At 73.1% G+C, this 24482-nt stretch carries 17 protein-coding genes and 1 tRNA gene; 4 read left to right on the top strand and 14 right to left on the bottom strand.

Annotation, left to right across the window (positions count from 1 at the left end; genetic code table 11):
- Nucleotides 1-18: 18 nt before the first annotated feature.
- Nucleotides 19-6093: an Ig-like domain-containing protein gene (locus tag GH723_RS00080; RefSeq protein ID WP_153757741.1), complete on the bottom strand. Its 6075-nt coding sequence runs from the start codon at nt 6091-6093 to the stop codon at nt 19-21.
- A gap of 84 nt (nt 6094-6177) precedes the next feature.
- Nucleotides 6178-7044, bottom strand: a complete 867-nt coding sequence (locus GH723_RS18355) for an FHA domain-containing protein (protein ID WP_195210424.1) — start codon at nt 7042-7044, stop codon at nt 6178-6180.
- Between the two features lie 139 nt (nt 7045-7183).
- Here GH723_RS18355 and GH723_RS18350 point away from each other — a divergent pair, with 139 nt between their 5' ends.
- From GH723_RS18350 to GH723_RS00060, 4 genes are read left to right on the top strand one after another with little or no spacing between them, the layout of a single operon-like run.
- Nucleotides 7184-8044, top strand: a complete 861-nt coding sequence (locus GH723_RS18350) for a protein phosphatase 2C domain-containing protein (RefSeq protein WP_195210423.1) — start codon at nt 7184-7186, stop codon at nt 8042-8044.
- On the top strand, nt 8041-9471 hold the full coding sequence (locus GH723_RS00070; RefSeq protein ID WP_153757740.1) for an FHA domain-containing protein: 1431 nt from the start codon (nt 8041-8043) through the stop codon (nt 9469-9471). Before GH723_RS18350 ends, GH723_RS00070 begins: the two co-directional genes overlap by 4 nt.
- Complete coding sequence (locus tag GH723_RS00065) at nt 9472-11022, top strand: serine/threonine-protein kinase (protein WP_153757739.1); 1551 nt, start codon at nt 9472-9474, stop codon at nt 11020-11022. It begins immediately after the preceding gene.
- The gene (locus GH723_RS00060) at nt 11010-11747 is read left to right on the top strand and encodes a hypothetical protein (RefSeq protein ID WP_153757738.1); all 738 of its coding nucleotides are present in this window, start codon (nt 11010-11012) and stop codon (nt 11745-11747) included. The genes GH723_RS00065 and GH723_RS00060 overlap by 13 nt, the downstream gene beginning before the upstream one ends.
- Here the strand turns inward: GH723_RS00060 and GH723_RS00055 are convergent.
- From GH723_RS00055 to dnaA, 12 genes are all read right to left on the bottom strand, one after another.
- The gene (locus GH723_RS00055) at nt 11744-12619 is read right to left on the bottom strand and encodes a sigma-70 family RNA polymerase sigma factor (RefSeq protein ID WP_195210422.1); all 876 of its coding nucleotides are present in this window, start codon (nt 12617-12619) and stop codon (nt 11744-11746) included. The genes GH723_RS00060 and GH723_RS00055 overlap by 4 nt on opposite strands.
- A 192-nt stretch (nt 12620-12811) precedes the next feature.
- On the bottom strand, nt 12812-13840 hold the full coding sequence (locus GH723_RS00050) for a Gfo/Idh/MocA family oxidoreductase (protein ID WP_195210421.1): 1029 nt from the start codon (nt 13838-13840) through the stop codon (nt 12812-12814).
- A gap of 1 nt (nt 13841) precedes the next feature.
- On the bottom strand, nt 13842-13979 hold the full coding sequence (locus tag GH723_RS18345; RefSeq protein ID WP_195210420.1) for a hypothetical protein: 138 nt from the start codon (nt 13977-13979) through the stop codon (nt 13842-13844).
- 33 nt (nt 13980-14012) lie between these two features.
- A tRNA-Ile gene (locus tag GH723_RS00045) sits at nt 14013-14086 on the bottom strand.
- A gap of 62 nt (nt 14087-14148) precedes the next feature.
- The gene (locus tag GH723_RS00040; protein ID WP_153757735.1) at nt 14149-15021 is read right to left on the bottom strand and encodes a DUF3566 domain-containing protein; all 873 of its coding nucleotides are present in this window, start codon (nt 15019-15021) and stop codon (nt 14149-14151) included.
- A 27-nt stretch (nt 15022-15048) separates the two neighbouring features.
- On the bottom strand, nt 15049-15351 hold the full coding sequence (locus GH723_RS00035; RefSeq protein WP_153757734.1) for a pilus assembly protein TadG-related protein: 303 nt from the start codon (nt 15349-15351) through the stop codon (nt 15049-15051).
- 121 nt (nt 15352-15472) lie between these two features.
- Entirely contained in the window at nt 15473-18055 is a 2583-nt protein-coding gene (gyrA, locus tag GH723_RS00030) for a DNA gyrase subunit A (protein WP_153757733.1), read from the bottom strand.
- Nucleotides 18055-19980: a DNA topoisomerase (ATP-hydrolyzing) subunit B gene (gyrB, locus tag GH723_RS00025; RefSeq protein WP_153757732.1), complete on the bottom strand. Its 1926-nt coding sequence runs from the start codon at nt 19978-19980 to the stop codon at nt 18055-18057. The genes gyrA and gyrB overlap by 1 nt, the downstream gene beginning before the upstream one ends.
- Before the next feature lie 147 nt (nt 19981-20127).
- Complete coding sequence (locus GH723_RS00020; RefSeq protein WP_195210419.1) at nt 20128-20454, bottom strand: DUF721 domain-containing protein; 327 nt, start codon at nt 20452-20454, stop codon at nt 20128-20130.
- Between the two features lie 8 nt (nt 20455-20462).
- The gene (gene recF / locus GH723_RS00015) at nt 20463-21557 is read right to left on the bottom strand and encodes a DNA replication/repair protein RecF (RefSeq protein WP_153757730.1); all 1095 of its coding nucleotides are present in this window, start codon (nt 21555-21557) and stop codon (nt 20463-20465) included.
- Between the two features lie 13 nt (nt 21558-21570).
- A complete protein-coding gene (gene dnaN, locus GH723_RS00010) occupies nt 21571-22680 on the bottom strand; it encodes a DNA polymerase III subunit beta (protein WP_153757729.1) in 1110 nt (369 codons plus the stop codon).
- Between the two features lie 283 nt (nt 22681-22963).
- Nucleotides 22964-24382: a chromosomal replication initiator protein DnaA gene (gene dnaA / locus GH723_RS00005; protein WP_229022928.1), complete on the bottom strand. Its 1419-nt coding sequence runs from the start codon at nt 24380-24382 to the stop codon at nt 22964-22966.
- Nucleotides 24383-24482: the final 100 nt, after the last annotated feature.

The raw sequence follows: 24482 nt of genomic DNA, 5'->3' as shown, positions 1-24482 counted from the left end.
GGGTCCTCGGGAGGGGGGTCATCGCAGGGTCACCGGGTCGGTGAGGTAGGTGTTGCCGCCGACGACGACCCGGTACTGGAGCTGGTTGTTGAGCCCGACGTGGCACATGCCGACCGGCGCGAGGTTGCCCGAGCCGTCGGTCGACGTGGAGTAGCTCGTGCGCCACGCCCCCCAGTTGCCCGGCGAGCCGAAGCGGCAGGCGTAGGAGACCGAGGCGTTCGGCGGCAGGTTCGATCCGCGGACGCTGTACTCCGAGCAGGGCGAGCCGGGGTTCGAGTCGCACGGGACGTTGCGGTTGTACCGGGACGAGACCTCGGGCTGGGGTGCGGCGACCGTGGTCGCCTGGGCCGCCCCGATGCCGCTCACCTGGCGGGCGGGGTCGTCGGCGTTCGAGACCGCACGCACCCGCAGGCGGTGGGTCTCGCTGTACCCGAACGTCCGGGAGAACGACCGGCTCTGGGTGTTCTGCCAGGCCCCGCCATCGAGGCTGTACTCGTAGCGCTGCACCGCACGTCCGTTGCCGTTCGAGGCGGTCCACGTCCAGGTGATCTCGCGCCCGTTCCGGCTCGCCGAGACGTTCGGCGTCGTCGGCGATCCGTAGGGGCGGATCGTGTTGCTCGCGGCGCTGGCCGGCCCGGCACCCTCGCTGTTCACGGCGCGGACCCGGAACCGGTAGTCCGTGCCGTTGCTGAGCCCGGTGATCCGCCCGTTGGAGGGCAGCGTCGACCAGTTGCCGTTGCCGTTCACGTCGTACTCGTGCCGGATGATGGCGGCGCCGTTGTCGTCGGCGCCACCGGACAGGGTGAGCACGGTCTGGGTGTCACCCTCGGAGGCCGAGACGCTGGGGGCGCCGATCGGGCGGCCGGCGGAGACCGCGACGGCCGACCGTGGGCTGGCCTCGGACCACCCGGCCTTGTTCTCGGCCTCCACGGTGAACTGGTAGTCGACGCCGTTCTCGGTCTGGAAGGTCTGCGACCGGCGCTGCGGGTCGCTCACGATCACCTGGCCGTCCTGGGCGCCGTTGCGGTACGAGGTGATGCGGAATCGACGGACCGGGTCGCCGTTGTCCTGGGAGGAGCTCCACGTCCAGCGGACGTCGAGGAAGCCGTCGCGCGCACCGACCGTCGGCGACGCGTCGGGGGCGGAGGGGCGCAACGGGACGCCGGCCGGCGTGCCGTCGCCGGTCGACGGCGGGCTCACCGGACCACGGCCGAGCGCGTTCTCGGCGACGAGCGTGAAGCGCACGTTCGTGCCGTTCTCGAGCCCGTCCCACACGGTCTGGGTGACGGTGGGTCCGAACTCCCGGCTCTCGCCGCTGGTCGTGTTGGTGAGGATGAGCCGCTCGATGGGGCTGCCGGCGTTGGGCGGCAGCGTCCACGTGACCGACAGCGAGCGGTCGCCGAACGTGGTGACCGGCGGTGCCGGCTGGCCCGGCACCTCGTCGGGCGTGCACGGCGGGCTCGGCGGCGAGAAGTTCGGCGCTGACCCCGACCCGGTGACGGCCTCGTTGATCGCCGCGACCTGGAAGGTGTAGGCGCTGCCGTTCGTCAGGCCACCGACGTCCTGGGTGGAGGCGTTGGCGACCGTGCGGTCCCCCGTGCCCGCCCCGCCGCCGGCCACGCGGAGCACGTAGCTGGTGATCGGTGCGCCGTTGGCGCTCGGCGCCACCCACTGGACCCGCACGCTCCCGCTCTCCCCGCCGATGCAGGTCGGCGCAGGGGGCGCGGAGGGACGGCCGACGACGGTGACGGCGACGGTGCCCGACACCTGGCGCGCCGCGTCGTCGGTGGCGTCGGCCACCGTGTACGTGAACGTCGTCTCCCCGAAGAAGTCGGCGCCCGGGGTGAACGTGATGCCTCCGGCCCCCGCGGTGGCCTGACCGGCGCCGCCGCTCGGGGTCGACACCTCGACGATCCGCAGCGGGGTGCCGGGGAACGGGTTGACGTCGTTGGCGAGCACGTCGATCGTCACCGGCTCGCCCTGGAGCGTGCGGGCGGCGTCGGGCCCGGCGGCGGCGAGCGGCTCCTCGGCGCCGACGACGCGCACCTGGACGGTGCCCTCGACCTCGTCGGTGCCGTCGGAGACGGTGAAGGTGATCGACGCCGTCGAACCGGTGGCCACGTCGAGATCGGCCCGCACCGACAGCACGCCACCGTCGATGTCGGCGTCGATGCCGCCCCCGCTGACCTCGAGGTCGGTGAAGGTGTGCTCGTCGTCGGGGTCCGGGTCGACGACGGCCGCAGCGAGATCGACGGTGCGCTCGGCGCCCTGGGGCAGCTCGACCGTGCGCTCGCCGATCGTGGGCGCGGTGTTGACGTCGCCGGTGATGCGCAGCCGGGCCGACGCCACCGTGGTGTTGGCACTCGCCGGGTCGGCGGCGTCGCCCACCACGTAGGAGAAGCCGGCATCGCCGACGTAGTCGGCCTCCGACGCCGTGAACACCACCTGGTCGCCGTCGATCACCGCCGAGCCGTGGCGCACGCCGACGATCTGGAGGAGGTGCACGTCGGCGCCCTCGGGGTCCTCGTCGTTGGCCAGGACGTCGATCGAGACGGACTCGCCGATGCCCACCTCGATGCCGTCGTCGAGGCGGCCGACGGGCGGCAGGTCGACGGTCGGGTCGACGAGGGGGACCGACACCGCGGCGCGCGCCGTGTCGTTGCCGTCGGAGACGAGGTAGGTGAACTGCACCGGTTCGTCCGGCATCACGAGCACGACCGCGGTGCCGTCGGGGCTGATCGTCGCGCCGTCGGCGGTGACCTCGACGATCTCCAGCTCGTCACCGTCGGGGTCCTCGTCGTTGTCGAGGACGGGCAGGCGCAGCTCGGCGCCGGCCACCTGGGGCTCGGTGGCGTCGTCGACGGCGATCGGCGGGCGGTTGTCCGCCTGCTCCTGGAAGGTGAGGGTGACCGTGGCGCTGCGCTGGCCGCCCTGGCCGTCGTCGACCGTGTAGCGGAACGAGGTCTGCGCCGACGTCGGCTCGGCCGGCGCCGTGTAGCGGATCGCCGACCCGTCGATCTCGGCGCTCCCCTGCTCGGGATCCGGACGGTGCTCCTCGGCGTCGGAGATGCGGAGCGGGTCGGCGTCGGGGTCGAAGTCGTTGGCCAGCACGGGGATGGAGACGGTGGCGCCGGTGCGCACGAAGGCCTCGTCGTCGACCGGGATCGGCTCGTGGTTGACCGCCGAGCGGCGGGCGACGCCGACGAGGATCGTGGCCGTGGCCTCGGCGCCCCACTGGTCGACGACGCGGTAGGTGAGCTCGTCGGTGCCGGCGGCGCCCTCGTCGGCCAGGTAGACGAGCTCGTCGGTGCCCACCTCCACGACGGTGCCGAAGCGAGGCGGCTCGTCGATCCCGAGCAGCGTCACCGAGTCGCCGTCGGGGTCCATCGTGGTGATCGGGATCGGGATGGTCACGCTCTGGCCCGCGACCGTGCGCCCGACGAGCTCCGGCGCGATCGGCGGCTGGTTGCGATCGGGGTTCGGCGGCAGGACGTGCACCACGAGCTCGGCGGAGGCGACGTTGTCCGCGGTGTCGCGGGCGCTGTAGACGAGGCGCACGGTGCCCGCCGCGACGTCCGGGGCCTCGTAGCGCAGGAGGCCGTCCTCGGACAGGAACAGGCGTCCGACCTCGTCGGCGTCGGGCTGGTCCTGCGGCGGCGGCTCGACGGAGAGCGCGTCGCCGTCGGGGTCGCTGTCGTTGGTCAGGACGGGGAAGGTCACGATGCCGCCGGCGCGCACCGTGTACTCGTCCGGGGCGACGACCGGCGGGCGGTTCTCGGTCGTGGTGCTCGCGGGCTCGACGAGGATGCGGCCCTCGGCCTCGTCGGTGCCGTCGCTGATCCGGTAGGTCAGCTCGAGGGACTCGGTCAGGGCCACGGGCGCCTCGATCCGCACGACGCTGCGGCGGATCACGGTGACGCCGATGGGCGATGGCTCCGGGAGACCGGAGACGCCGAGGACGACGAGGACCTCGCCGTCGGGATCGACGTCGTTGTCGAGCACCGGCACGTACGCCGGCTCGCCCGGACCGAGCAGCACCTCGTCGCGCACCGCGACGGGCGGGCGCTTCTCACCCCGGTCGCGGACGTCGACCCGCAGGACGGCCTCGTCGGTCGACTGGCCGTCGGTGACCCGGTAGACGACGTTGACGGTGCCCGGCCGGTCGGCTCGCACGCGGATCTCGGGCGAGGTCGGCTCCCAGCGCACCTGGGCGCTCTCGTCGGCGACGGCCCGCACGATCGACAGGGCGTCGCCGTTCGGGTCGGTGTCGTTGTCGAGCACGTCGACGACGACCTCGCGCCCGGTGAAGGTCGACACCGCGTCGTGGCGGGCGTCGGGCGCCTGGTTCTCGCGCCGCTCGACGACGGTGACCGCCAGCGTGCCCGTCTGCTCACCGCCCCGGCCGTCGCCGACCACGTAGGACACCTCGACCGGCCCCGCCGCGTTGCCGGCCACGAAGGTGACGTCGCCTCGGCTGTTGGTGGTGATCGTGCCGGTGGCGGTCCCCGCCTCCTCGGCCCGGAGCAGCCGGAGCACGTCCCCGTCGGGGTCGAAGGCGGTCGCGAGCACGTTGTGGGTGACGGTGCCACCGGTGACGACGGTCGTCTCCTCCTCGCCGAGCACCGGCGGGGAGTTCTGGCTGTCGGGCACCACGCGGACCACCACGTTCGAGCTCGCCGAGCCGCCGCGGCCGTCGGTGATCGTGTAGTCGAAGCTCAACCGGTCCACGTCGCTCGCCACGTCGACCTGCACGGCGCGGCCGCCGTCGATGATCCCGAGCACCCCGGCGTCGGGGTCGTCGAGCTCGACGGACTCGATGAGCAGCACGTCGCAGTCCGGATCGGAGTCGTTGCGGAGCGGGTACACGACGACGGGGCGGTCACGACGGGTGCCGAAGGTGTCCTCGTCGGGCTCGGCGATCGGCTCGCCGTTCTCCGGCGACTCGCAGGTCGGCGCGGTCTCCTCGTCGATCTCCAGCTCGGCCTCGGGGTCGACCTCGATCTCGTCGGACAGAGCCTCCGCCCACTCGTTGTCGATGAAGATCGGGTTGTCGTCGCCGAACAGCAGCTGGTTGCCGTCGGTGAGGCTGTTGAGCGTCACGCGGTCGCGGTTGACCCGGAAGCGCACCTCGACGCCCGGCTCCATCTCCGGGATGGCCCCGACACCGGGCTCGTCGTCCCCGCACAGCTGCACGTAGGTGGGCGTCGCCCCCCAAGCGCCGAACACGCACGCACCGACGCGCACGGGGCGGGCCGGCCCGCCGGTGCCCTCGTCGTGGAGGACCTCCGGCTCACCACCGGACAGGGGCACGGCGACGAGGGCCTCGGCGCCCGACACGAGGACCACGTCGGCGGCCGGGCCCGGCTCCTGCACGACGACGGACCCGCCGAGGTCGAGCGGGATCGGGTCCTCGCCGGGGACGACCACGTCGTCGTCGACGAGCAGGACGGGCCGGTCGCCGACGGCGGTGAGGACCCCGCCGTCGAGGCCCGGTGCGACGCTCACCGTCGCCCGTCGTCGCCCGTCGGCGTCCCACGTGGTGATCTCGCCGGTCTCGTGGTCGTGGAGGTGCACGAGGCCGTCGCGGCCGACGACGAGGGACCCCCCGCCCTCGACGACGTGGACGGGCGCGGCCTCGCTCTCGGGGTCGAGCGCCAGGACCGCGGCCGACGACGGCGCGCCGGTGACGAGCAGCTCGCCGGTGCCGGGGTCGAACAGCGCGGCGGTCGAGCCCCCGAGGCCGACCTGGGCCTGGGGCGGCAGCTCGGGCCCGGGCACCAGGGACGCCTGGCGGGGGTCGATGCCGACGAGCGCCGGCGGGTCGGCCGTGTGGAGCACGACGACGTCGCCCGACTGGAGGACGTCGAAGTCGTTCGACCCGGCGGAGAGCTTCGTGTCGACCGTCGCGATCTGCGAGTTCGTGCGGCCGACGAGGCCGCGCGCTTCGTTCGTCACCCAGATCGCCCCGTCGTGCAGATCGGGCTCGGGCACCTCGTAGCCCTGGGCACGGGTCGCGAACACGACGACCGCCGCGACCAGCACGACGACGCTGGCGATCGACCCCCGGCGCCGGGCCCGGCTGCTCAGCTCCATCGTGCGCACACCTCAGCTCGCTCCTGAACCGCCGATCCCGAACCGCGCGCGTCGGACCAGGGACGCATCGGGGACGGGCCAACGCTAGTGGAGGGGCCCATCGGCTCCACCTCGCTCGACGGACACCGTGAACCACGCCGCACCGACCCTCACGCGTTCGCCGGGGCGGACCGACAGCGGCACCCCGGGGTCGAGGGGTCGCTCGCCACCCTCGGCGAGCACCGCCGAGCCGTTGGTCGACCCGAGGTCCTCGAGGGTGATGCCCTCCGCGTCGACGACGACCAGCAGGTGCGACTTCGACACCGTGGTGGCGTCGCCCGGCACCACCTGGGAGCGGGCCGGACCGGACGACGAGGGGTCGCGCCCGAGCACCACGCGCTCGCCCACGGCCACGCGGACCTCGCCGGCCTCGAAGCGGAGCACGACGAGGGGCTCGGGGTCGGCGGTCCGGAGGGCCTCGTCGGCGTCGCCGGCCCCGGGGACCGAGGAGCGGGCCACGGTCCGAGCGTCCAGGGCATCGTCGTCCGGCACGGGCACCGGCTCCTCCCGCACCTCGGCGGTGCCAGGCGCGGCCGGCGGTTCCTCCGCCGCCGTGCGGAGGGCGTCGGCGATCCGGTCGACGACGCCCAGGTCGAGGATCGGCGGCACGAGCACGCTGCACCCCCGCGGGCCGTCGTGGATCGCCACCTCGCCGGCCTCGGTCTGGCGCACCAGCAGGAAGAGCAGTCCGAGGCCGCCGAGCCAGATCGTCGCGACGCAGGCCACGCTGGCCCAGCGGGGGCGACGGGTGCGGGCGACCCCGATGCGGTCCGGCGCCAGCTCCGACACGACGAGGTCGGGGGCGCTCCGGAGGGTGGCGACGACGACGTCGGCGACCGCGCCGGCGGACCATCCCGGCGCCGGGACGGACCGGTACCTCGTCTCCTCCGCCCTCGGGCGCGCTCGGGCCATCACCTCTCACAGCCAACCAGTTGCCACGCTCCGTCACCAACCGGACCGAGGGGGGACTTCTCCCCCCGTCGGACCGCGGAGAGCACGGTGGACCCGCCGTTACGATCCACCGGCGACCTGGTCGGCAAGGGAGCCCGAGATGGTGATCGACGTGCGGTGGGGATCCGCGACCCACCAGGGGCGGGTGCGACAGCACAACGAGGACGCCGTGCTCGCCGGCCCCGACGTGTTCGCCGTGGCCGACGGCATGGGAGGCCACGCCGGGGGCGAGGTCGCGAGCGGCATCGCCGTCGCGGGCCTCGCCGACCTGCCGGACCTCACCACGTCGGACGACCCGGCGTCGCTCGTCGTCGCCGCGCTCGGCCAGGTCAACGCCGAGATCCGCCGCCGGGCGGCAGGCGACGACGGGGTGGCGGGCATGGGCACCACGATCGCCGGCATCGCCCGGGTCGCCGGCCCGCGCCTTCTCGTCTTCAACCTCGGCGACACCCGCGTCTACCGCTTCCGGGCCGGTCGCCTCGACCAGCTCACCGAGGACCACTCGGTGGTCGGCGAGCTGACGCGACGGGGCGAGATCACCGCCGACGAGGCCCGCCACCACCCGCACCGCCACGTGGTGACCCGCGCCCTCGGGGTCGAGTCCGACATCCGCCCGATGGTGGCGACGATCGACGTGGCCGTCGGTGACTGCTTCCTCGTCGCCTCCGACGGCCTCTTCAACGAGCTCCACGACGATCAGATGGGGGACCTCCTCGCGACCCCGGGCACGGTCGAGAGCCGCGCCCGGGCGCTGCTCGACGCCGCGCTGCTCCGCGGCGCCCGTGACAACGTCTCGGTCATCGTCGTCGTGGCCGCCGGGACCAGCCAGGTCGACAGCCTCGATGCCGACACGTCACCGAGGGTGGCGACACCAGCCGATCCAGCGGCGGCCGGGTCTACTCTGGGGCTCACCGCGGCGGCCGGCGACCGGTCGCTCACCCCGACCCCACCCACTGGATGAGCATCCGCCTTCACACCTGGAGCGTCGGCCACGTGCTGGTGTGCGTGCCGGCCGACGAGCCGCCGTCCCGCCTCGACGCGCTGCGCGCCCTGCTGCTCGACGACCCGTCGGTGGACGGGGTGCTCGACCTGCTGACGAGCGAGGGCCTGGCGGCCACGCCCTCGTTCGTGTGCGCGGCGTCCGCTCCCGACGGGGTGCGGGTCGTGATCCGCGGGCGGCTGGAGGTGGTCGCGCACGGACGCGACGGGTCATCGGTGACGCTGAGCGCCGGCCGGTCCTCCACGTGGAACGACGACGTGGTCGCCGACATCGTCGGCCTGTCGATCGACCACGGCGACGGCAGCCGCTTCGAGTGGCTCCACGTCGAGGCGCCCGACCGCGACCCGTCCCCCGGCGACCCCTCCCCCGGCGGCGCCGCACCCGTCGCCGCCGCCGAGGACGACCACGCCGAGCTCGACCCCGACGACTCCCACACCCTCGGCGAGCAGGAGTTCCGCCAGCTCGTCGAGACGAGCCCACCACCCGCCGAGCCGCCCGCACCCGCCCCGCCACCCGCCCCGCCACCACCCCCGCCCGCGGAGCCGCCGACTCCCGCCGAGCCCCCCGCTCCCGCGTCGGCCGACGCGACGCCGCCACCGCCCCCTCCCGGCGGGATCGACTTCTCCGGGCTCCTCGAGCGCACCGGACACGGGCAGGCGCCACCCGCACCGACGGCGCCTCCACCGCCACCACCCGGCCCGGCCGCCTCGCCGCCACCTCCCACGCCACCGCCTCCGCCCGACGCGCCCCCTCCGCCCGCTGCGCCACCCCCGCCCGTGGCGCCCCCTCCGCCCGCCGAACCCGCCCCCGGCACCGGCCTCGGGGAGCACGACGGCCGCACGATCACGATCGCCGACCTGCGGCAGATGCAGGACGCGCCGGCCACGGCGCCCTCACCCGACGCACCGCCCGCCGCGGCGGCGCGGACGGGCGAGATCCGCGCCGTGCGCTGCCCGCGGGGGCACGCCGGGCCGCCGACGTCGATCACCTGCCGGACCTGCGGCCTGCCGATCGAGGACACCACGGTCGTGGCCGTGCCCCGTCCGGTCGTGGCCCGCCTGGTGTTCGACTCCGGGCTCATCGTCGACGTCGACCGACCCCAGCTCATCGGCCGGCGGCCCACCGCGCCGCCCGACGTCGCCGAGATCCCCAACCTCGTCACCGTGCCGAGCCCCGACAGCGACATCTCGCGCGTCCACACCGCCGTGCGCCTCGAGGGATGGGACGTCCTCGTCGAGGACGTCGGCTCCACCAACGGCACCGAGGTGCGGCTCCCGGGGCAGGAGGCGACCCGGCTGCGCGAGCACGAACCGGTCCTCGTGGTCCCGGGCACGGAGGTCACGATCGCCGGCGTCGTCCGCTTCCGGATCGACGGGCCCGAGCGCTAGATGGCCGACGCCCCGCCCCCCGACATCCCCGGCTACGACGTCGAGCGCGAGCTCGGCCACGGCGGCTTCGCCGACGTGTTCCTCTACCGCCAGCGCCTGCCCTCGCGCCTCGTGGCCGTGAAGGTCCTGCGCCAGACGGCGTCGTCCCCCACCGACCGGGCCCAGTTCGAGGACGAGGCCAACCGGATGGCGATGCTGTCCTCCCACCCCGGGATCGTCACGATCTACGAGGTCGGCGTCTCGGCCGACGATCGCCCGTACATCTCGATGGAGTACTGCCCGCACGACCACTTCGGTCGCATCGTGCGGGCGCACCCGTTGACCACGAGTCGTGCGCTCGAGGTCGGCATCAAGGTGGCGGCGGCCGTCGAGACCGCCCACCGGGCCGGCATCCTGCACCGGGACGTGAAGCCCGCCAACGTGCTGCTCACCACCTACGGCGAGCCGGCGCTCACCGACTTCGGCATCGCCGGGGGCATCGGGGCCGAGGCCGCCGCCGCCAGCCAGGGCGTGTCGATCCCCTTCGCGGCGCCCGAGGTGCTCAACGGATCGACGGACGGCGACGCGCTGTCCGACGTCTACTCCCTCGGGGCCACCGTGTACGCCCTGCTCGCCGGGCGGGCCCCGTTCAGCACCGGCGAGCAGATGTCGGAGGCCGAGGCGATCCAGCGGGTGCTCCACGCCCCGCTGCCGCCGACGGGGCGGGCCGACGTGCCCCCGTCGCTCGAACGTGTCCTGGCCCACGCCCTGGCCCGAGACCCGGCCAACCGCTACGACTCCGCGGCGGCGTTCGGTCGCGCCCTGCAGGGCATCGAGGCCGAGCTGGGCCTCGCCCAGACCCCGCTGCGCATCACCGAGGCGACGAGCGCCCCGCCGCCGGCCCCCGACCTGGACGACGACGACAGCACCCGCTTCCGGGCCGTGCAGCGCGTCGACCCCGACGCCCCCGCCCGGCCGGCCGTCCCGCCCGTCCCGGACCGCCCGCCGTCGGGGGCGGCCCCTGCCGCACCGCCCTGGCGGGTCGAGGAGGCCCTCCCCGCCGACGGCGGCCTCGGTGACCGCACGATCCACCGCGGGAGCGCCGCACGGGCCGACCACGACGCGCCGGCTGCGACCGACGACACCGGCGCCGACAGTGGCCGTCGACCCTGGGGCCGCATCGTGCTCCTCGCCGCGTCGGGGCTCGTGGTCGTCGGTGGCGTGGCCGCCCTCCTCTCCGCGGTGGGCGGCGAGGCCGAGCCTCCCGGCACGACCACCCCGCCCGACACCAGCCCGCTGGTGGTCAGCGGCGTGCCCGGCCGCCCCGATGACGTCACGATCACCGTCGACGACGCCGGCGGGCAGCTCGTCACGTGGTCCACGCCCGGCGCCGAGGACGGCGACACCTACCAGGTGTTCTTCACCGACGGGCCCGAGGGCCTCGCCGGTGAGTCCCGCACCACCGCGGAGCCCGAGCTGCGGATCGAGGAGGAGGAGGCGGTCTGCCTCACCGTCGAAGCGATCCGCGGCGGTCGGGTGTCCGCAGCCAGCACGGAGGTGTGCACGCCCTGACCTCTCCTCTCCGGATCGAGTACTGCGGCGAGTGGTACGCGGTCGACCCCGACGAGCGGTTCACGATCGGCCGCACCGCCGACCTCAGCGTCGACGACAACCCCTACCTGCACCGCCACTTCCTCGAGCTGCGATGCGAGAGCGGCGTGTGGCTCCTGGCGAACGTCGGCAAGCAGCTCTCCGCGACGGTCGGTGACGAGCAGAGCCAGCTCGTGGCCCACGTCGCCCCGGGCGGCGTCGTCCCCCTCGTCGTCCAGCGGACGCGCGTGCGGTTCGGTGCCGGACCCACCACCTACGAGGTGCTGCTCGTCCTCCCGGACGCCCCGTTCACCACCTCCGACGACGCCGTGCCGCGCGACGACGGCGACCTCAGCACCACCACTCGAGCGCCGGCCGTCCTCACCCCCGACCAGCGGATCGTCGTGCTGGCCCTGGCCGAGCACGCGCTCGGTCGAACGGGCTCCGGGCCCAGCGCCCTCCCCACCAGCGCCGATGCGGCGCGCCGGGTCGGGTGGTCGGAGCGGAAGTTCAACAAGAAGCTCGACCAGGTGTGCCAGAAGCTGGCCAAGGCCGGCGTCCGCGGCCTGCACGGCGGTCCCGGCGACATCGCCGCCAACCGCAGGGCCCGGCTCGTCGAGTACTGCCTGACGAGTCGCGTGGTGACCGAGGACGACCTACCCGAGCTCGATCGCGCCGCGGCGGTGGCCGACGGCGACGACGACTAGCTCCAGCGGGCGCCGACGGGGACCGGGGGCTCCTCGGGGACCGAGTGGTCGTCGACGAAGTCCAGCCGGTCACGCCAGTCGCTGGCGGCCGAGATCGCCGCGGCGTAGTTGGCCTTGCGGCGCGCCACCCGCCCGCTCGGGGCGTCGTCGGCGGCCGGGGCGTACTGCGACTCGATGCCCTCGCGCAGCATCTCGAGCGCCTCGGAGCGCAGCTGGGAGATGCGGGACTCGGTGACGCCGAGGAAGCGGGCCAGGTCCTGGGAGGTGCGGCCCTCGAGGAAGTACCCGACGACCACGATGCGCTGGCGCTCGGGCAGCAGCGACACGGCGTCGCGCAGGTAGCCGAGCATCTCGCGGCTCTCGAGCTCCTCGAGGGGCTCGATGCAGCTCTGGTCGGTGAGGACGTCGACCAGCGTGAGGTCCTCGTCGGTGTCGTCGGTGACCTCGTGCTCGAGGGCCAGGACGACGGAGCGGAACATGCGGTCCTGGAGCCGGTTGAGCTCGGCGCGGGAGATGCCGAGCTCGTCGGCCATCTCCGCGGGGCTCGGCACCCGGCCGAGCTGGCTGGCGAGGCGCTGCTCGGCGGCCTCGAGGCGGCGGGCGAGGGTGCGCACCGAGCGGGGCGCCCAGTCGGCGGCCCGGACGGCGTCGAGGATGGCACCACGGATCCGCTGTGCGGCGAAGCGCTCGAAGGGGACGCCCCGGTCGTCGTCGTAGCGGCGGGCCGCCTCGACGAGCCCGAGGGCGCCGGCCCGGGCCAGCTCCTCGCGGTCGACGTGCCGTGGGAAGTGGACGGCGACCTGGAACACGATGTGCTTGACGAGCGGGAGGTTCTCCTCGATCCGCTTCGACAGGTCCTGGTTGTCAGCCATCGTGTACTCGCCTTCCTGGAGCCCCGAACGGCTCCGACCGCCCATCCCGTGTACGACCCTTTCGGGTACCCGGTAAGACAACCGTGAGGGCATCCACCCTCACAAGGGCCGAACGAACTACTTTTCGCCGGTTTCGTCGACCGAGGCTGTCCAAACGACCACGGAGAGCGCGATTACCACGCTCTGCGACGGTTAGCCGGCTGGACGAACGAACCCCGAGGGATCGGTGTCGTGGCCCTCGAACACCGCCGCCTTGACGCCCCGACGGGCCAGCTCGGTGAGGAACGGGACCGGTTCCACGAGCTCGGCGAGGCTGCCCGCGCCGGGTCGCTGGACCGAGCCGGCGAGGACGTGCGCGGCGGCGACGGCGGCCACCGCGCCGGCGCCGACCGCCGGACGGTCCATGGCGCCGAGGACCCGGACGTGGCGTGCCGTGCCCTGCCGCCCGCGGACCTCGACGCGCACCCCACCGGGGCCGCCTTCGGGGTGGGGCTTGCGCAGCATCGGGAGCCGGGCGGTGAGCCGGTCGCGCCGGGTGGCCGCCATGCGGGCGGTGACGCGGGCGACCCCGGGGAACACGGGGGCCAGGAGCAGGGCCTCCGGGCGGGCGGCCCGGTAGCAGTCCTGACCGCCCACGGGATCGGGGAAGAAGCACAGCTCGCGGCCCGAGCCACCTCGACGGGTGACCCAGCCGCCGTCGCGCCAGTCGACCGACCAGCCGGCGAGGGCGCGGTGGTGCTGGCGGGCGCACTCCGGTCCGCCGGTGCCGGTGACCGCCACGTGGATCTCGTCGACGGCGGTGAACGCGGCGGCGGCGTGGCGGGCGAGCACGCAGGTCAACCCGGGCGAGAACCCGGCCCCGACGACGACCGACAACCCGCGCTCGCGCGCCTCGGCGTCGAGGTCGAGCAGGGCGCGGACGTCCTCCACCGAGTCGGCGACCGACACCACCGACGAGCCGGCGCCGAGCAGGTCTCGGGCGAGGTCGGCGTGGGTCCCCGCCGGTGTGGCGAGCACGGCCACGTCGACGCGCGGCGGCTCGGCGAAGGGGGGCGTCTCGACGCGGGCGCTGGAGCCGAGGGAACGGGCCACGGCCTCGACCCGCTCGACGTCGACGTCGCGCAGCACGACGGTGCCGAGGTCGTCGGTGGAGACCAGCTGGCGCGCGGCGCGCGCGCCGACGGCGCCGACGCCGATCACGCCGACCGTGGGATCCGCCACGTCAGTGGAGGTCCGGGCCGGAGAGCTCGCGCCAGCCCCCGTCTGAGGGCGGCGTCCCACCCGACCCACGGAGCCGCAGCACCGCCGCCACGAACCCTGCGACGCCGAGGGCCACGAGGGCCCGGCGGATCATCATCACGATGGGGGCTCCTCCCGGGGCCGTGCGGATGCGTGGGGCTAGCTGGAATCGAACCAGCGACCTCACCCTTATCAGGGGTGCGCTCTAACCGACTGAGCTATAGCCCCGCAGGACGATGCACCGTAGTCGGTGCCGGCCGCGCCGGGCCACCCGACAGCGGGCGCCCCGATCAGCGCTCGCGGACGACGCGCCGGGTGGTCTCCTCCTCGATGACCGTGATGCGGATGCCGCCGATCAGGTCGCTGATGAGGTTGAAGAGCACGGCGAGGATCGCCGACACCGCGGTGGCGAGGAACACGAGGATGAGCCCGCCCATCGCGAACAGGCGGAAGATCTGGTCCGCGTTGAACGTGAACTCCTCGAAGGCGAGGAGTCGGGCGATGAAGCCCTCGACGCCCTCGACCGTGCCGGACCCGACGGCGACGCCCCAGATGAGCACGCCCGAGATCATCACCATCAGCCAGACGCAGAACCAGAACACGAGCGACAGCTTGAGCATCGACCACGGGTCGACGCGCCGGATCACCCGGTGGACCTGGCGGGCCCGCAGCGGGCCGCGACGCCGACCGCGGTCGTCGGCGACGGCGGGACGGGCCGGACGAGCGGCGGCAGTGGGCGCCGCGGCGGCGGTGGCAGCGGGACGCTCGACGGTGCGGTCACCGGACCGCACGGCAGCGGCCGGGGCCGACGCGGCGGCGGCCGCCGCCGGGGCCGTGTTCGCCGACGCCGTCGCGGCCGATGCCTTCGTCGCCGGCGCCTTCCTGGCCGACGCCTTGGTGGCCGACGCCTTCTTCGCCGGCGCCTTCTTCGCGGGCGTCTTCTTCGCCGGGGCCGACGCGGCGTCGCCGGCGGTGGGACCCGACGGCACGCCGGGCGGGGTCCGGCCTGCGGCGGGTTCGGCGCCGAAGGCGGCCTCGAGGAGGCCGGCGGCCCGTCGGCGGCGGGGCGCGGCGGAGGTCTCCTCCGCCGGTTCCTCCGAACCCGTCGCCCCGGGTTCGGCGCCGTCGTGCGTGGGGGCGCCCACCCCCGAGCGATCTGACATCCGGACCAGCTTACGATGCGCGCGCCGTCAGTCACGCGCAGGCGGCGGAACGACCTCCTGGACCGCCGCCGCCCGGGCCCTCGCGCGGGCTCGTCCCACCGCCACCTCGACCTCCACCTCGTCGCCGAGGCGCACCACCCGCACAAGCCGGGCGCCGTTGTCCTCGGCCACGTCCCGCGCCGCGGCATCGTCCTCCAGCGCAGCGACGAGCGCCGCGGCGTCCGCGGCGGTCCGTGCCGTCGCCCGGTCGACCAGCACGGTCCCGACCGTCACCACCCCCACCGCCACGCCGGCGACGACGAGCATCAGCAGCGCCACCAGCGGCAGCACCTGACCTCGTTCGCCACCCCGTCCACGTCTCCCCACGTGCAGCACCACGACGCCATCCTCCTGTCCACTGCGGTTGCGTGGGGGAAGTGGTCGGGGAAGGGCTGCGTGCTGCGGGGACCGGTCAGGCCTCGGCGTCGACCTCGACGTCGGCGTCGGCCGGCGCGGTGTCGGGCGACTCGAGCGGGACGTCGTCGTCGGCGTCGGTCGAGGTGACCGGCGCGACCGAGGCGACGCGATCGCCGTCGGGGAGGTTCATGACCCGCACGCCGGTGGCCGAGCGGCCCTGCTCGGAGATCTCGCCCACGAGCGTGCGGATGAGCACGCCGTTCGAGCTGACGACGACGAGCTGATCCTCGGGGCTGGCCATGAAGGCGGCGATGACCTCACCCCGCTGCTCGGTGAGGGCGATGCCCTTCACGCCCTGGGTGCCGCGACCCTTGCGCGGGTAGCGGTCGGGGGCGGTGCGCTTGCCGTAGCCCGCGTCGGTGACGATCACGTAGTCGGCGTCGGTGCGCACCGCGTCGGCGGCCACGAGCACGTCGCCGTCGCGCAGCCGCATGCCGCGCACGCCGGCCGCCGCACGCCCCATGGGCCGGACCTCGCTCTCGGCGAAGCGGATCGTCTGGCCGTTGCGGGACGTCATCAAGATGTCGTCCTCGCCGTTGGTGGGGAACACCGCGACGAGCTCGTCGCCGTCGCGCAGGTTCAGCGCGATGAGGCCGGCCCGCAGCGACGAGTCGTAGTCGGTGAAGCTCGTCTTCTTCACCTGACCCTGGCGGGTGGCGAAGAACAGGTACCGGTTCGTCTCGTAGTCGCGGGTGTCGATGAGCGCCTGGATGTGCTCGTCGGGCTGCAGCTGGAGCAGGTTGACGATGGCCGTGCCCCGGGCGGTGCGCTCCATCATCGGGATCTGGTGCGCCTTCAGCCGGTAGACCCGCCCCCGGTTCGAGAAGAACAGCAGGTAGGCGTGGGCCGTGGTGTGGATGACGTGGTTGACGAAGTCCTCGTCCTTCAACTTGGCCCCGGCCACGCCCCGGCCGCCGCGGCCCTGGGTGCGGAAGGCGTCGATCGACACCGTCTTCACGTAGCCCTGCTCGGACAACGTGACCACGACCTCCTCGTCGTCGATGAGGTCCTCGATGTCGAGGTCGCCGTAGTCGACCGCCAGCTGGCACACGCGCGGGGTGGCGTGGGCGTCGCGGACGGCGACGAGCTCGTCGCGGATGACGTTGCGGAGCCGGCCCTCGTCGGCGAGGATCGCCTCGAGCTCGGTGATCTTCTCGCGCAGCTCCGCCAGCTCGGTCTCGAGGTTGGCGCGCCCGAGGCGGGTGAGGCGCACGAGCTGCATCTCGAGGATGTGGTCGGCCTGCTCCACCGAGAACTCGAACGGCGCCGCGGTGAGCGACTCGCGCGCCGCGGCACGATCCTCGGACGCCCGGATGGTGGCGATGATCTGGTCGATCAGGTCGAGGGCCTTGATGAGCCCCTCGACGATGTGGGCCCGCGCCTGCGCCTTGGCCAGGCGGAACTCCGAGCGCCGGGTGATGACCTCGACCTGGTGCTCGACGTAGGCGACGAGCGCGTCGCGCAGGGTGAGCGTGCGGGGCACCCCGTCGACGAGCGCCACCATGTTGACGCCGAAGCTCACCTGCAGCGGCGTGTGCTTGTAGAGGTTGTTGAGGATGACGAGCGCCGGTGCGTCGCGCTTGAGCTCGAACACCAGCTTGGTGACGCCCTTGGCCGACTCGTTGCGGATGGCGCGGATGCCCTCGATCTCGCGCTTCTCGACCAGCTCGGCGGTCTTCTGCTCGATCTGCTCGATGCTCGTCTGGTACGGGATCTCGGTGACGACGATGCGGTCGCCGCCGTCGTGCTCCTCGATCTCGGCGGTGGCGCGGATGCGGATCGAGCCGCGGCCGGTGCGGTAGGCCGACGCGATGCCGGATCGGCCCATGATCTTGCCGCCGGTCGGGAAGTCGGGGCCCTTGACGAACGCCATGAGCTCGTCGGTGGTGGCCTCGGGGTTGGCGAGCAGGTGCACGACCGCGTCGACGACCTCGTCCAGGTTGTGGGGCGGGATGTTGGTGGCCATGCCCACCGCGATGCCCTGGCTGCCGTTGACGAGCAGGTTCGGGAACCGGGCCGGCAGCACGTCGGGCTCGTCGTGGCGGCCGTCGAAGTTGGGCGAGAAGTCGACGGTGTCCTCGTCGATGTCGGCCAGCAGCTGCATGGCGATCGGCGAGAGGCGGCACTCGGTGTAGCGGTAGGCCGCGGGCGGGTCCGACGGCGAGCCGAAGTTGCCGTGGGGATCGATGAGGGTGTGGCGGATGCTGAACGGCTGGCCCATGCGGACGAGCGCGTCGTAGACCGACTGGTCGCCGTGGGGGTGGTACTTGCCGAGCACGTCGCCGACGACGGTGGCGCACTTGACGTGGGAGCGATCCGGGCGCAGACCGCCCTCGGACATCGCCCAGAGGATGCGGCGGTGGACCGGCTTCAGGCCGTCGCGGGCGTCCGGGAGGGCGCGGGCGATGATGACCGACATCGCGTACTCGAGGAACGACTGCTCCATCTCGCGCTCGATCTCGATCGGCTCGACCGAGCCGGCCACGATCGCCGCCAGCGCGCCGTCGGCGGAGAGCCCGCCCTCCTCGGGCGTGGGCGTCGGATCCTCGGGGGTCGGGGTCTGGTCGTCGTCGGCCATCAGATGTCGAGGAACCTCACGTCCTTGGCGTTGGTCTGGATGAAGTGCTTGCGGCTCTCGACGTCCTCACCCATGAGGATGGAGAACACCTCGTCGGCGATGGCGGCCTGCTCGACCGTGACCTGCAGGAGCGTGCGGCGATCCGGGTCCATCGTCGTGTCCCACAGCTCCTCGGCGTCCATCTCGCCCAGGCCCTTCAGGCGCTGGAACTCCGACTTGTGGTTCGGGTTGTCCGCGAGGAACGCGGCCTTGGCCGCGTCGTCCTTGAGGTAGATCTTCGACTTGCCGACCTCGGTCGAGTACAGCGGCGGCTGGGCGATGTAGACCATCCCCGCCTCGACGAGCGGGCGCATCTGGCGGAACAGGAACGTGAGCAGCAGCGTGCGGATGTGGCTGCCGTCGACGTCGGCGTCGGCCAGGAGCACCACCTTGTGGTAGCGGGCCTTGGTGATGTCGAACTCCTCGCCGACCCCACCGCCGATGGCCTGGATCAGCGCCTGCACCTCGGTGTTCTTCAGCATCTTGTCGATGCGGGCCCGCTCGACGTTGAGGATCTTGCCGCGGATCGGGAGGATCGCCATCGTGCGCGGGTCGCGGGCGTCCTTGGCCGAGCCGCCCGCGGAGTTGCCCTCCACGATGTAGAGCTCGGACTCGGCGGGGTTCCGCGACGAGCAGTCGGTGAGCTTGCCGGGCAGCCCGGCGCCGTCGAGCGCCGACTTGCGACGGGTCGCGGCACGGGCCGACTGGGCGGCGATGCGGGCGCGGGCGGCCTGGATGGCCTTGGTGACGATCGCCTTGGCCTCGTTCGGGTGCTCCTCGAGCCAGTCGGAGAGCTTCTCGTTCGTGGCCCGCTCGACGAGCGAGCGCATGGCCACGTTGCCGAGCTTGGCCTTGGTCTGGCCCTCGAACTGCGGCTCCTGGAGCCGCACGGAGATGATGGCCGTCAGGCCCTCGCGGATGTCCTCGCCCTGGAGGTTCTCGTCCTTCTCCTTCAGCACGTTCTTCGACCGGGCGTAGCGGTTGACGACGTTGGTGAGGGCCTTGCGGAAGCCCTCGACGTGCATGCCGCCCTCGGTGGTGTTGATGCCGTTGGCGAAGGAGTGGAGGCCGTCGGCGTTGTAGCCGGTGTTCCACTGGAACGCGACCTCGACCTCCTGGGTGTCCTCGGCCTGGTCGTAGTACCCGACCGCCGGGAACAGGGCGTCCTTGCTGGCGTTGACGTGGCTGACGAAGTCGACGATGCCGCCGTCGTACCGGAACGTGGTGGGCTCTGCGCCCGGGTCCTCGCGGCGGTCGACGAAGGCGATCTCGAGCCCCTTGTTGAGGAACGCCATCATCTGGAAGCGCTCGAGCAACGTGGTCGCCCGGAACGTCGTCTCCTCGAAGATCAGGGGATCCGGCCAGAAGCGCACCGTGGTGCCGCTGCCGCCGGGGGCGGGGCCGATGACGTGGAGGGCGGTCTCGAGCTTGCCGCCGTCGACGAACGACATGGCGTGGCGCTCGCCCTCGCGGTCGATCTCGACCTCCACCTTGGTGGAGAGCGCGTTCACCACCGAGACGCCCACGCCGTGGAGGCCGCCGGACACCTTGTACCCGCCGCCGCCGAACTTGCCGCCGGCGTGCAGGACGGTGAGCACGACCTCGGCAGCCGACATCTCGGGGTACTTCGGGTGCTTGTCGACGGGGATGCCGCGGCCGTCGTCGCGCACCTCGCAGCCGCCGTCGGGCAGGAGGGTCACCTCGATCCGGCTGCACCACCCGGCCATCGCCTCGTCGACCGCGTTGTCGACGACCTCGTAGACGAGGTGGTGGAGACCGGTCGGGCCCGTGGACCCGATGTACATGCCCGGTCGCTTGCGGACGGCCTCGAGGCCTTCGAGGACCTGGATGGCGTCCGCGCCGTAGGTGTCAGTCTGCTGAGCCACAAGGAGCCTTTCGGGGGGGTTCACCCTGCTCGCCGCGGGAAGGAGGCGATCCCTGGCCCCCGGGTGGAAAACCGCTGGTCAGACCGGGACACACGATGGCGCGAGTGTACCAGCCGGAGGGCCGTTCGCGGCCCATCCGGAGGCGGCTCAGCGGGGCCGGACCCGGGCCTCGATCGAGGTCACGACGCCGTCGCCGAGCCGCCGCGCGACCTTCACGAGGAGGTCGGGTTCCATCCACCGGATCTGGCTCGCCCATCCCCCGTCGCGGACGGCGACGAGGAGCCGCCCGTCCTCGAGCGCGAGGGGTTGGGTCGCCGACGCGATCGCCTCGCCGACGACCCCACCCCAGTCCTCGAAGAGGGCGGCCAGGCCGTCGGACGAGGGGGCCCCGAGCGAGCGCAGGACCCGCTCGATCGAGGGGCCCACCGGCTCGGGTGGTGGACCGTCGGCGTCGGGGAGGGGCGACCAGGGCACGCCCCCGATCATCCCACCGGGGCGTCGCCCTCGACGATCCGCCCTCCCGCGATGCGCAACGAGCGGTCCGGGGCCGCGCCCTCGGGGAGAACGCCCGCGGTGGTGAGGATCGTCTGTCCGGGCGGGAGGGCCTCGAGCAGGGCGCGGCTGCGCTGCGGATCCAGCTCGGAGAACACGTCGTCGAGCACGAGGATCGGCGCGACGCCGATCTCCTCGGTGACGAGCTCGTGGCCCGCGATGCGCAGGGCGAACGCCAGCGAGCGCTGCTCCCCCTGGGAGGCATGCGTCCGGGCCGGCAGCCCCCCGATCGAGAGGTCCACCTCGTCGCGGTGGGGCCCCACGAGCGTCAGCCCCCGCCGGACGTCGGCCTGGCGGCCCTCGGCGAGCACCGAGGCGTAGTCGGCGTCGAGCCACGTCGGCTCGTAGGCCACCTCGACCTCGGCGGCGGTGTCCGCGACGGTGTCGTAGGCCGACGACAGGACGGGGACGAGCCGCGCGATCAGGTCGCGGCGCGCCCGACCCAGCTCGGCCCCGGCGGTCGCCAACCGCGCGTCCCAGACGTCGAGCGTGGCCGCGGCGGCCTCGTCGAGTCGTCCGCCGGCCTGCTTCAGCAGGGCGTTGCGCTGTCGCAGCACGCGGTCGAGGTCCCGGCGGGTGGCGTCGTGCCGGGGGTGGACGGCGACGAGCAGGTCGTCGAGGTACCGGCGCCGGCCGGCGGGTCCACCCTTGACCAGGTCCAGGTCGTCGGGGGCGAAGACGGTGACGCGCAGCGCATCGAGCAGGTCGCGCGTCCGCGCCACCCGCTGGCGGTTGACCTGGGCACGGGTCCGACCGGTCGGGGTGATCTCGACCTCGACGAGCAGCTGGCGTCCGTCGCGCTCCCCCTCCCCGCGCACGATCGCTGCGCTCGCACCCGCCCGCACGAGCGCCTCGGTCGGCGCGCCGCGGAACGAGGCCGTCGTGGCCAGGACGACGATGGCCTCGACGAGGTTGGTCTTGCCCTCGCCGTTCGCGCCCACGATCGCGGTCAGCCCCGGCGCGAGCTGGAGCTCGGCGCTCTCGTAGCTGCGGAAGTCGGTGAGCCAGAGGCGGTCGACGCGCACCGGGCGCGCGCCCTCAGGACACCCTGACGGGCATGAGCAGGTAGAGGAAGCCCTCGTCGTCGGCCGAGCGCAGCAGCGCCGGCTTGAGGCCGTCGACCGTCTGGAGGCTGACCTCGTCGCCCGAGGTGGCGTCGAGCCCGTCGAGCAGGTACTCGGGGTTGAACGCCACGGTGAGCTCCTCGCCCTCGTAGGACGACTCGAGCGCCTCGCGTGCCTCGCCGCGGTCCGGCGTGATCGCCAGCAGCTCCAGCTGCTCGGTGCCCGTGACGAGTCGGATCGGGGTCGGGGTGCTCTGGACCATCAGCGCCACGCGCCGCACGGCCTCGAGCAGCGACTCCCGGCCCACGGTGAGCCGGTTCGGCTGGTTCGACGGGATGAGCCCCCGGTAGTTCGGGTACTCCGCCTCGATCAGGCGGGTGGTGATCTGGCGGGTCCCGAGGCCGAACGACGCGGTGCCCTCGTCCAGGCGGACCTCGACGTCGTCGTCGGCGCCGGCCGCACCGAGCAGGCGGACCAGCTCGTTGAGGGCGCGAGCGGGCACGATCACCTGGGTCGACTCGGCCAGGAGGGACACCCCCGGCAGGTCGGCGAGGGCGAGGCGGTACGAGTCGGTGGCGACCAGCCGCAGCCCGCCGTCCTCCGACGCCATCAGCACGCCGGTGAGCGCGACCGAGCGGGTCTCGTCGCGGCTCGCCGCCCGGGCCACCTTGCGCACCGCGTCGGCGAACTCCTTCGCCGGCACGGCGACCGGCTCGACCGAGCTGGTGCGCGGGACCGGGAAGCCCTCGGGGGCGAGGAGCAGGACCGTGAACGTCGCCTTCCCGGCCACGATCTCGGCCTCCTCGTCGCCCACGGACACCTCGACGCTGCCCTCGGGGAGGGCGCGGACGATGTCGGACGTGAGCTTGGCCGGCAGCACGACGACGCCGTCGCCGCCACCGCTCACCTCGAGGTCGACCGTGATCGTCAGATCGAGGTCGGTGCCGGTGAGCGACAAGCGATCGCCCACGAGCTCCGCCCGGATGCCGGTGAGCGCGGTGAGGGTCCCACCTCGGTTGGACACGGCGCGGCCTGCGGTGGCGAGTGCCTCCTGGAGGACCTCGCGCTCACATCGGAACTTCACCTGGTGCTCCCGCTTTCTGTCGGTGCGTCGATCGGTCGGCTGGTGATCATGTGTGTGGAGTCGACCTGTTGATCTGCTGATGGTCCTAATAGGTGCTGTGGATTGTGGATGACACCGCGTCGCGGCAGGTCAGGCACCAGATCCTGCCGCGCGCTCCGTCCACAGCGGTGCACAGGCCACGAACGACACCGATGTCGTTCGGTGGACAGCGTGCCAGCGGTCCACCGCGACGCGGGCGATACCCACACGCCGTCCACCGCGTTCTCCACCGGCGCGAGGCGCGTCATTCGCCGCCTCGGATCGTGGTCATCAGCTCGGTGACCTGGTCGTAGATCTGCCGGCGCTCCTTCATGAGCGCCGAGATCTTCTCGACGGCGTGGATCACGGTGGTGTGGTCGCGGCCGCCGAACTCCCGGGCGATCGCGGGGAAGCTGAGGTCGGTGAGCTCGCGGAACACGTACATGGCGATCTGGCGGGCGGTGACGAGGGGTCGCCGCCGGCTCTTGCCCGTGATCTCCTCGATCGGGTAGCCGAACATCTTCGAGGTGGCGTCGAGGATGAGCTCGGGGGTGATCACCCGTGGCTGGGTGTCACCGATGAGGTCGCCGAGGACGCGCTCGGCGAGGTCGGCCGAGAGGTCCTCCTTGGTGAGGTTGGCGAACGCCGACACCCGGATGAGGGCGCCCTCGAGCTCGCGGATGTTGTCCTTCACGTGGGTGGCGATGAACTCGAGCACGTCGGGTGGGATCCAGGTGGTCTCCCGCTCGGCCTTCTTGCGCACGATGGCCAGCCGGGTCTCGAAGTCCGGCGGCTGGATGTCGGTGATGAGACCCATCTTGAAGCGGCTGCGCAGCCGGTCCTCGAGCGTCGACATGGCGTCGGGCGGACGGTCGGAGGACAGCACGATCTGGCGGTTGGCGTCGTGCAGGTGGTTGAAGGTGTGGAACAGCTCCTCCTGGAGCCCCTCCCGACCCTCGATGAACTGGATGTCGTCGAGGAGCAGCACGTCGATCTCGCGGTAGCGCCGCTTGAAGTCGTTCGGCGTGTTGGTCCGGATCGCCTCGACGAACTGGTTGAGGAAGTTCTCGGTGGTGACGTAGCGCACGGTGGACCGGGGGTACACGTTGCGCACGTAGTGGGCGATGGCCTGGAGCAGGTGGGTCTTGCCCAACCCGGCGTGCCCGTGGATGAACAGCGGGTTGTAGGACCGGCCCGGCTGCTCGGCCACCGAGAGCGCCGCGGCGTGGGCGAAGCGGTTCGACGAGCCGATGACGAAGGCCTCGAAGGTGTAGCGGGGCTCGTCGAGGGGGCCGGGGGCGGGCGCCGGGGCGGCCACGACGGGCGCCACGAGGTCCTCGGTGGACGACGGCCCGCCGTTGACCTCGGTGAGGAGCCGGTCGACGTCGGGCGGCGGCACGAGTTCGTCGGCGGGCCCGGAGGGTCCGTCCCCCAGCTCGGTCCGCACCTCGATCGCGAGGGCCAGGTCGTTGGCTCCGGCCTCGTCGAGGGCGTCGCGGACGAGAGCGAGGTAGCGACCCTCGATGCGTTCCTTCACGACCGAGCTGGGCACCGCGACCGTCAGCACCCCGTGGTCGAGGGCCAGCGGCTGGGCCGAGCTGAACGACGTGAGCCACACCGCTTCGGAGACCTGGGACCTCAGGAACTCGGAGCAGGCGCCCCACACCGCACCAGCTTCACGCACCTGTCCGACGCCTCCACGAGACTCGACGTCCACAACCCGGTCCACAGCTGTGGACAACGCATGATGGTCCCCGGAGGTCGAACCGCCGGGGGTGCATCGT

Source organism: Actinomarinicola tropica, assembly GCF_009650215.1.
Lineage (GTDB): Bacteria > Actinomycetota > Acidimicrobiia > Acidimicrobiales > SKKL01 > Actinomarinicola > Actinomarinicola tropica.
This window is presented reverse-complemented; position numbering and strand designations above follow the sequence as displayed.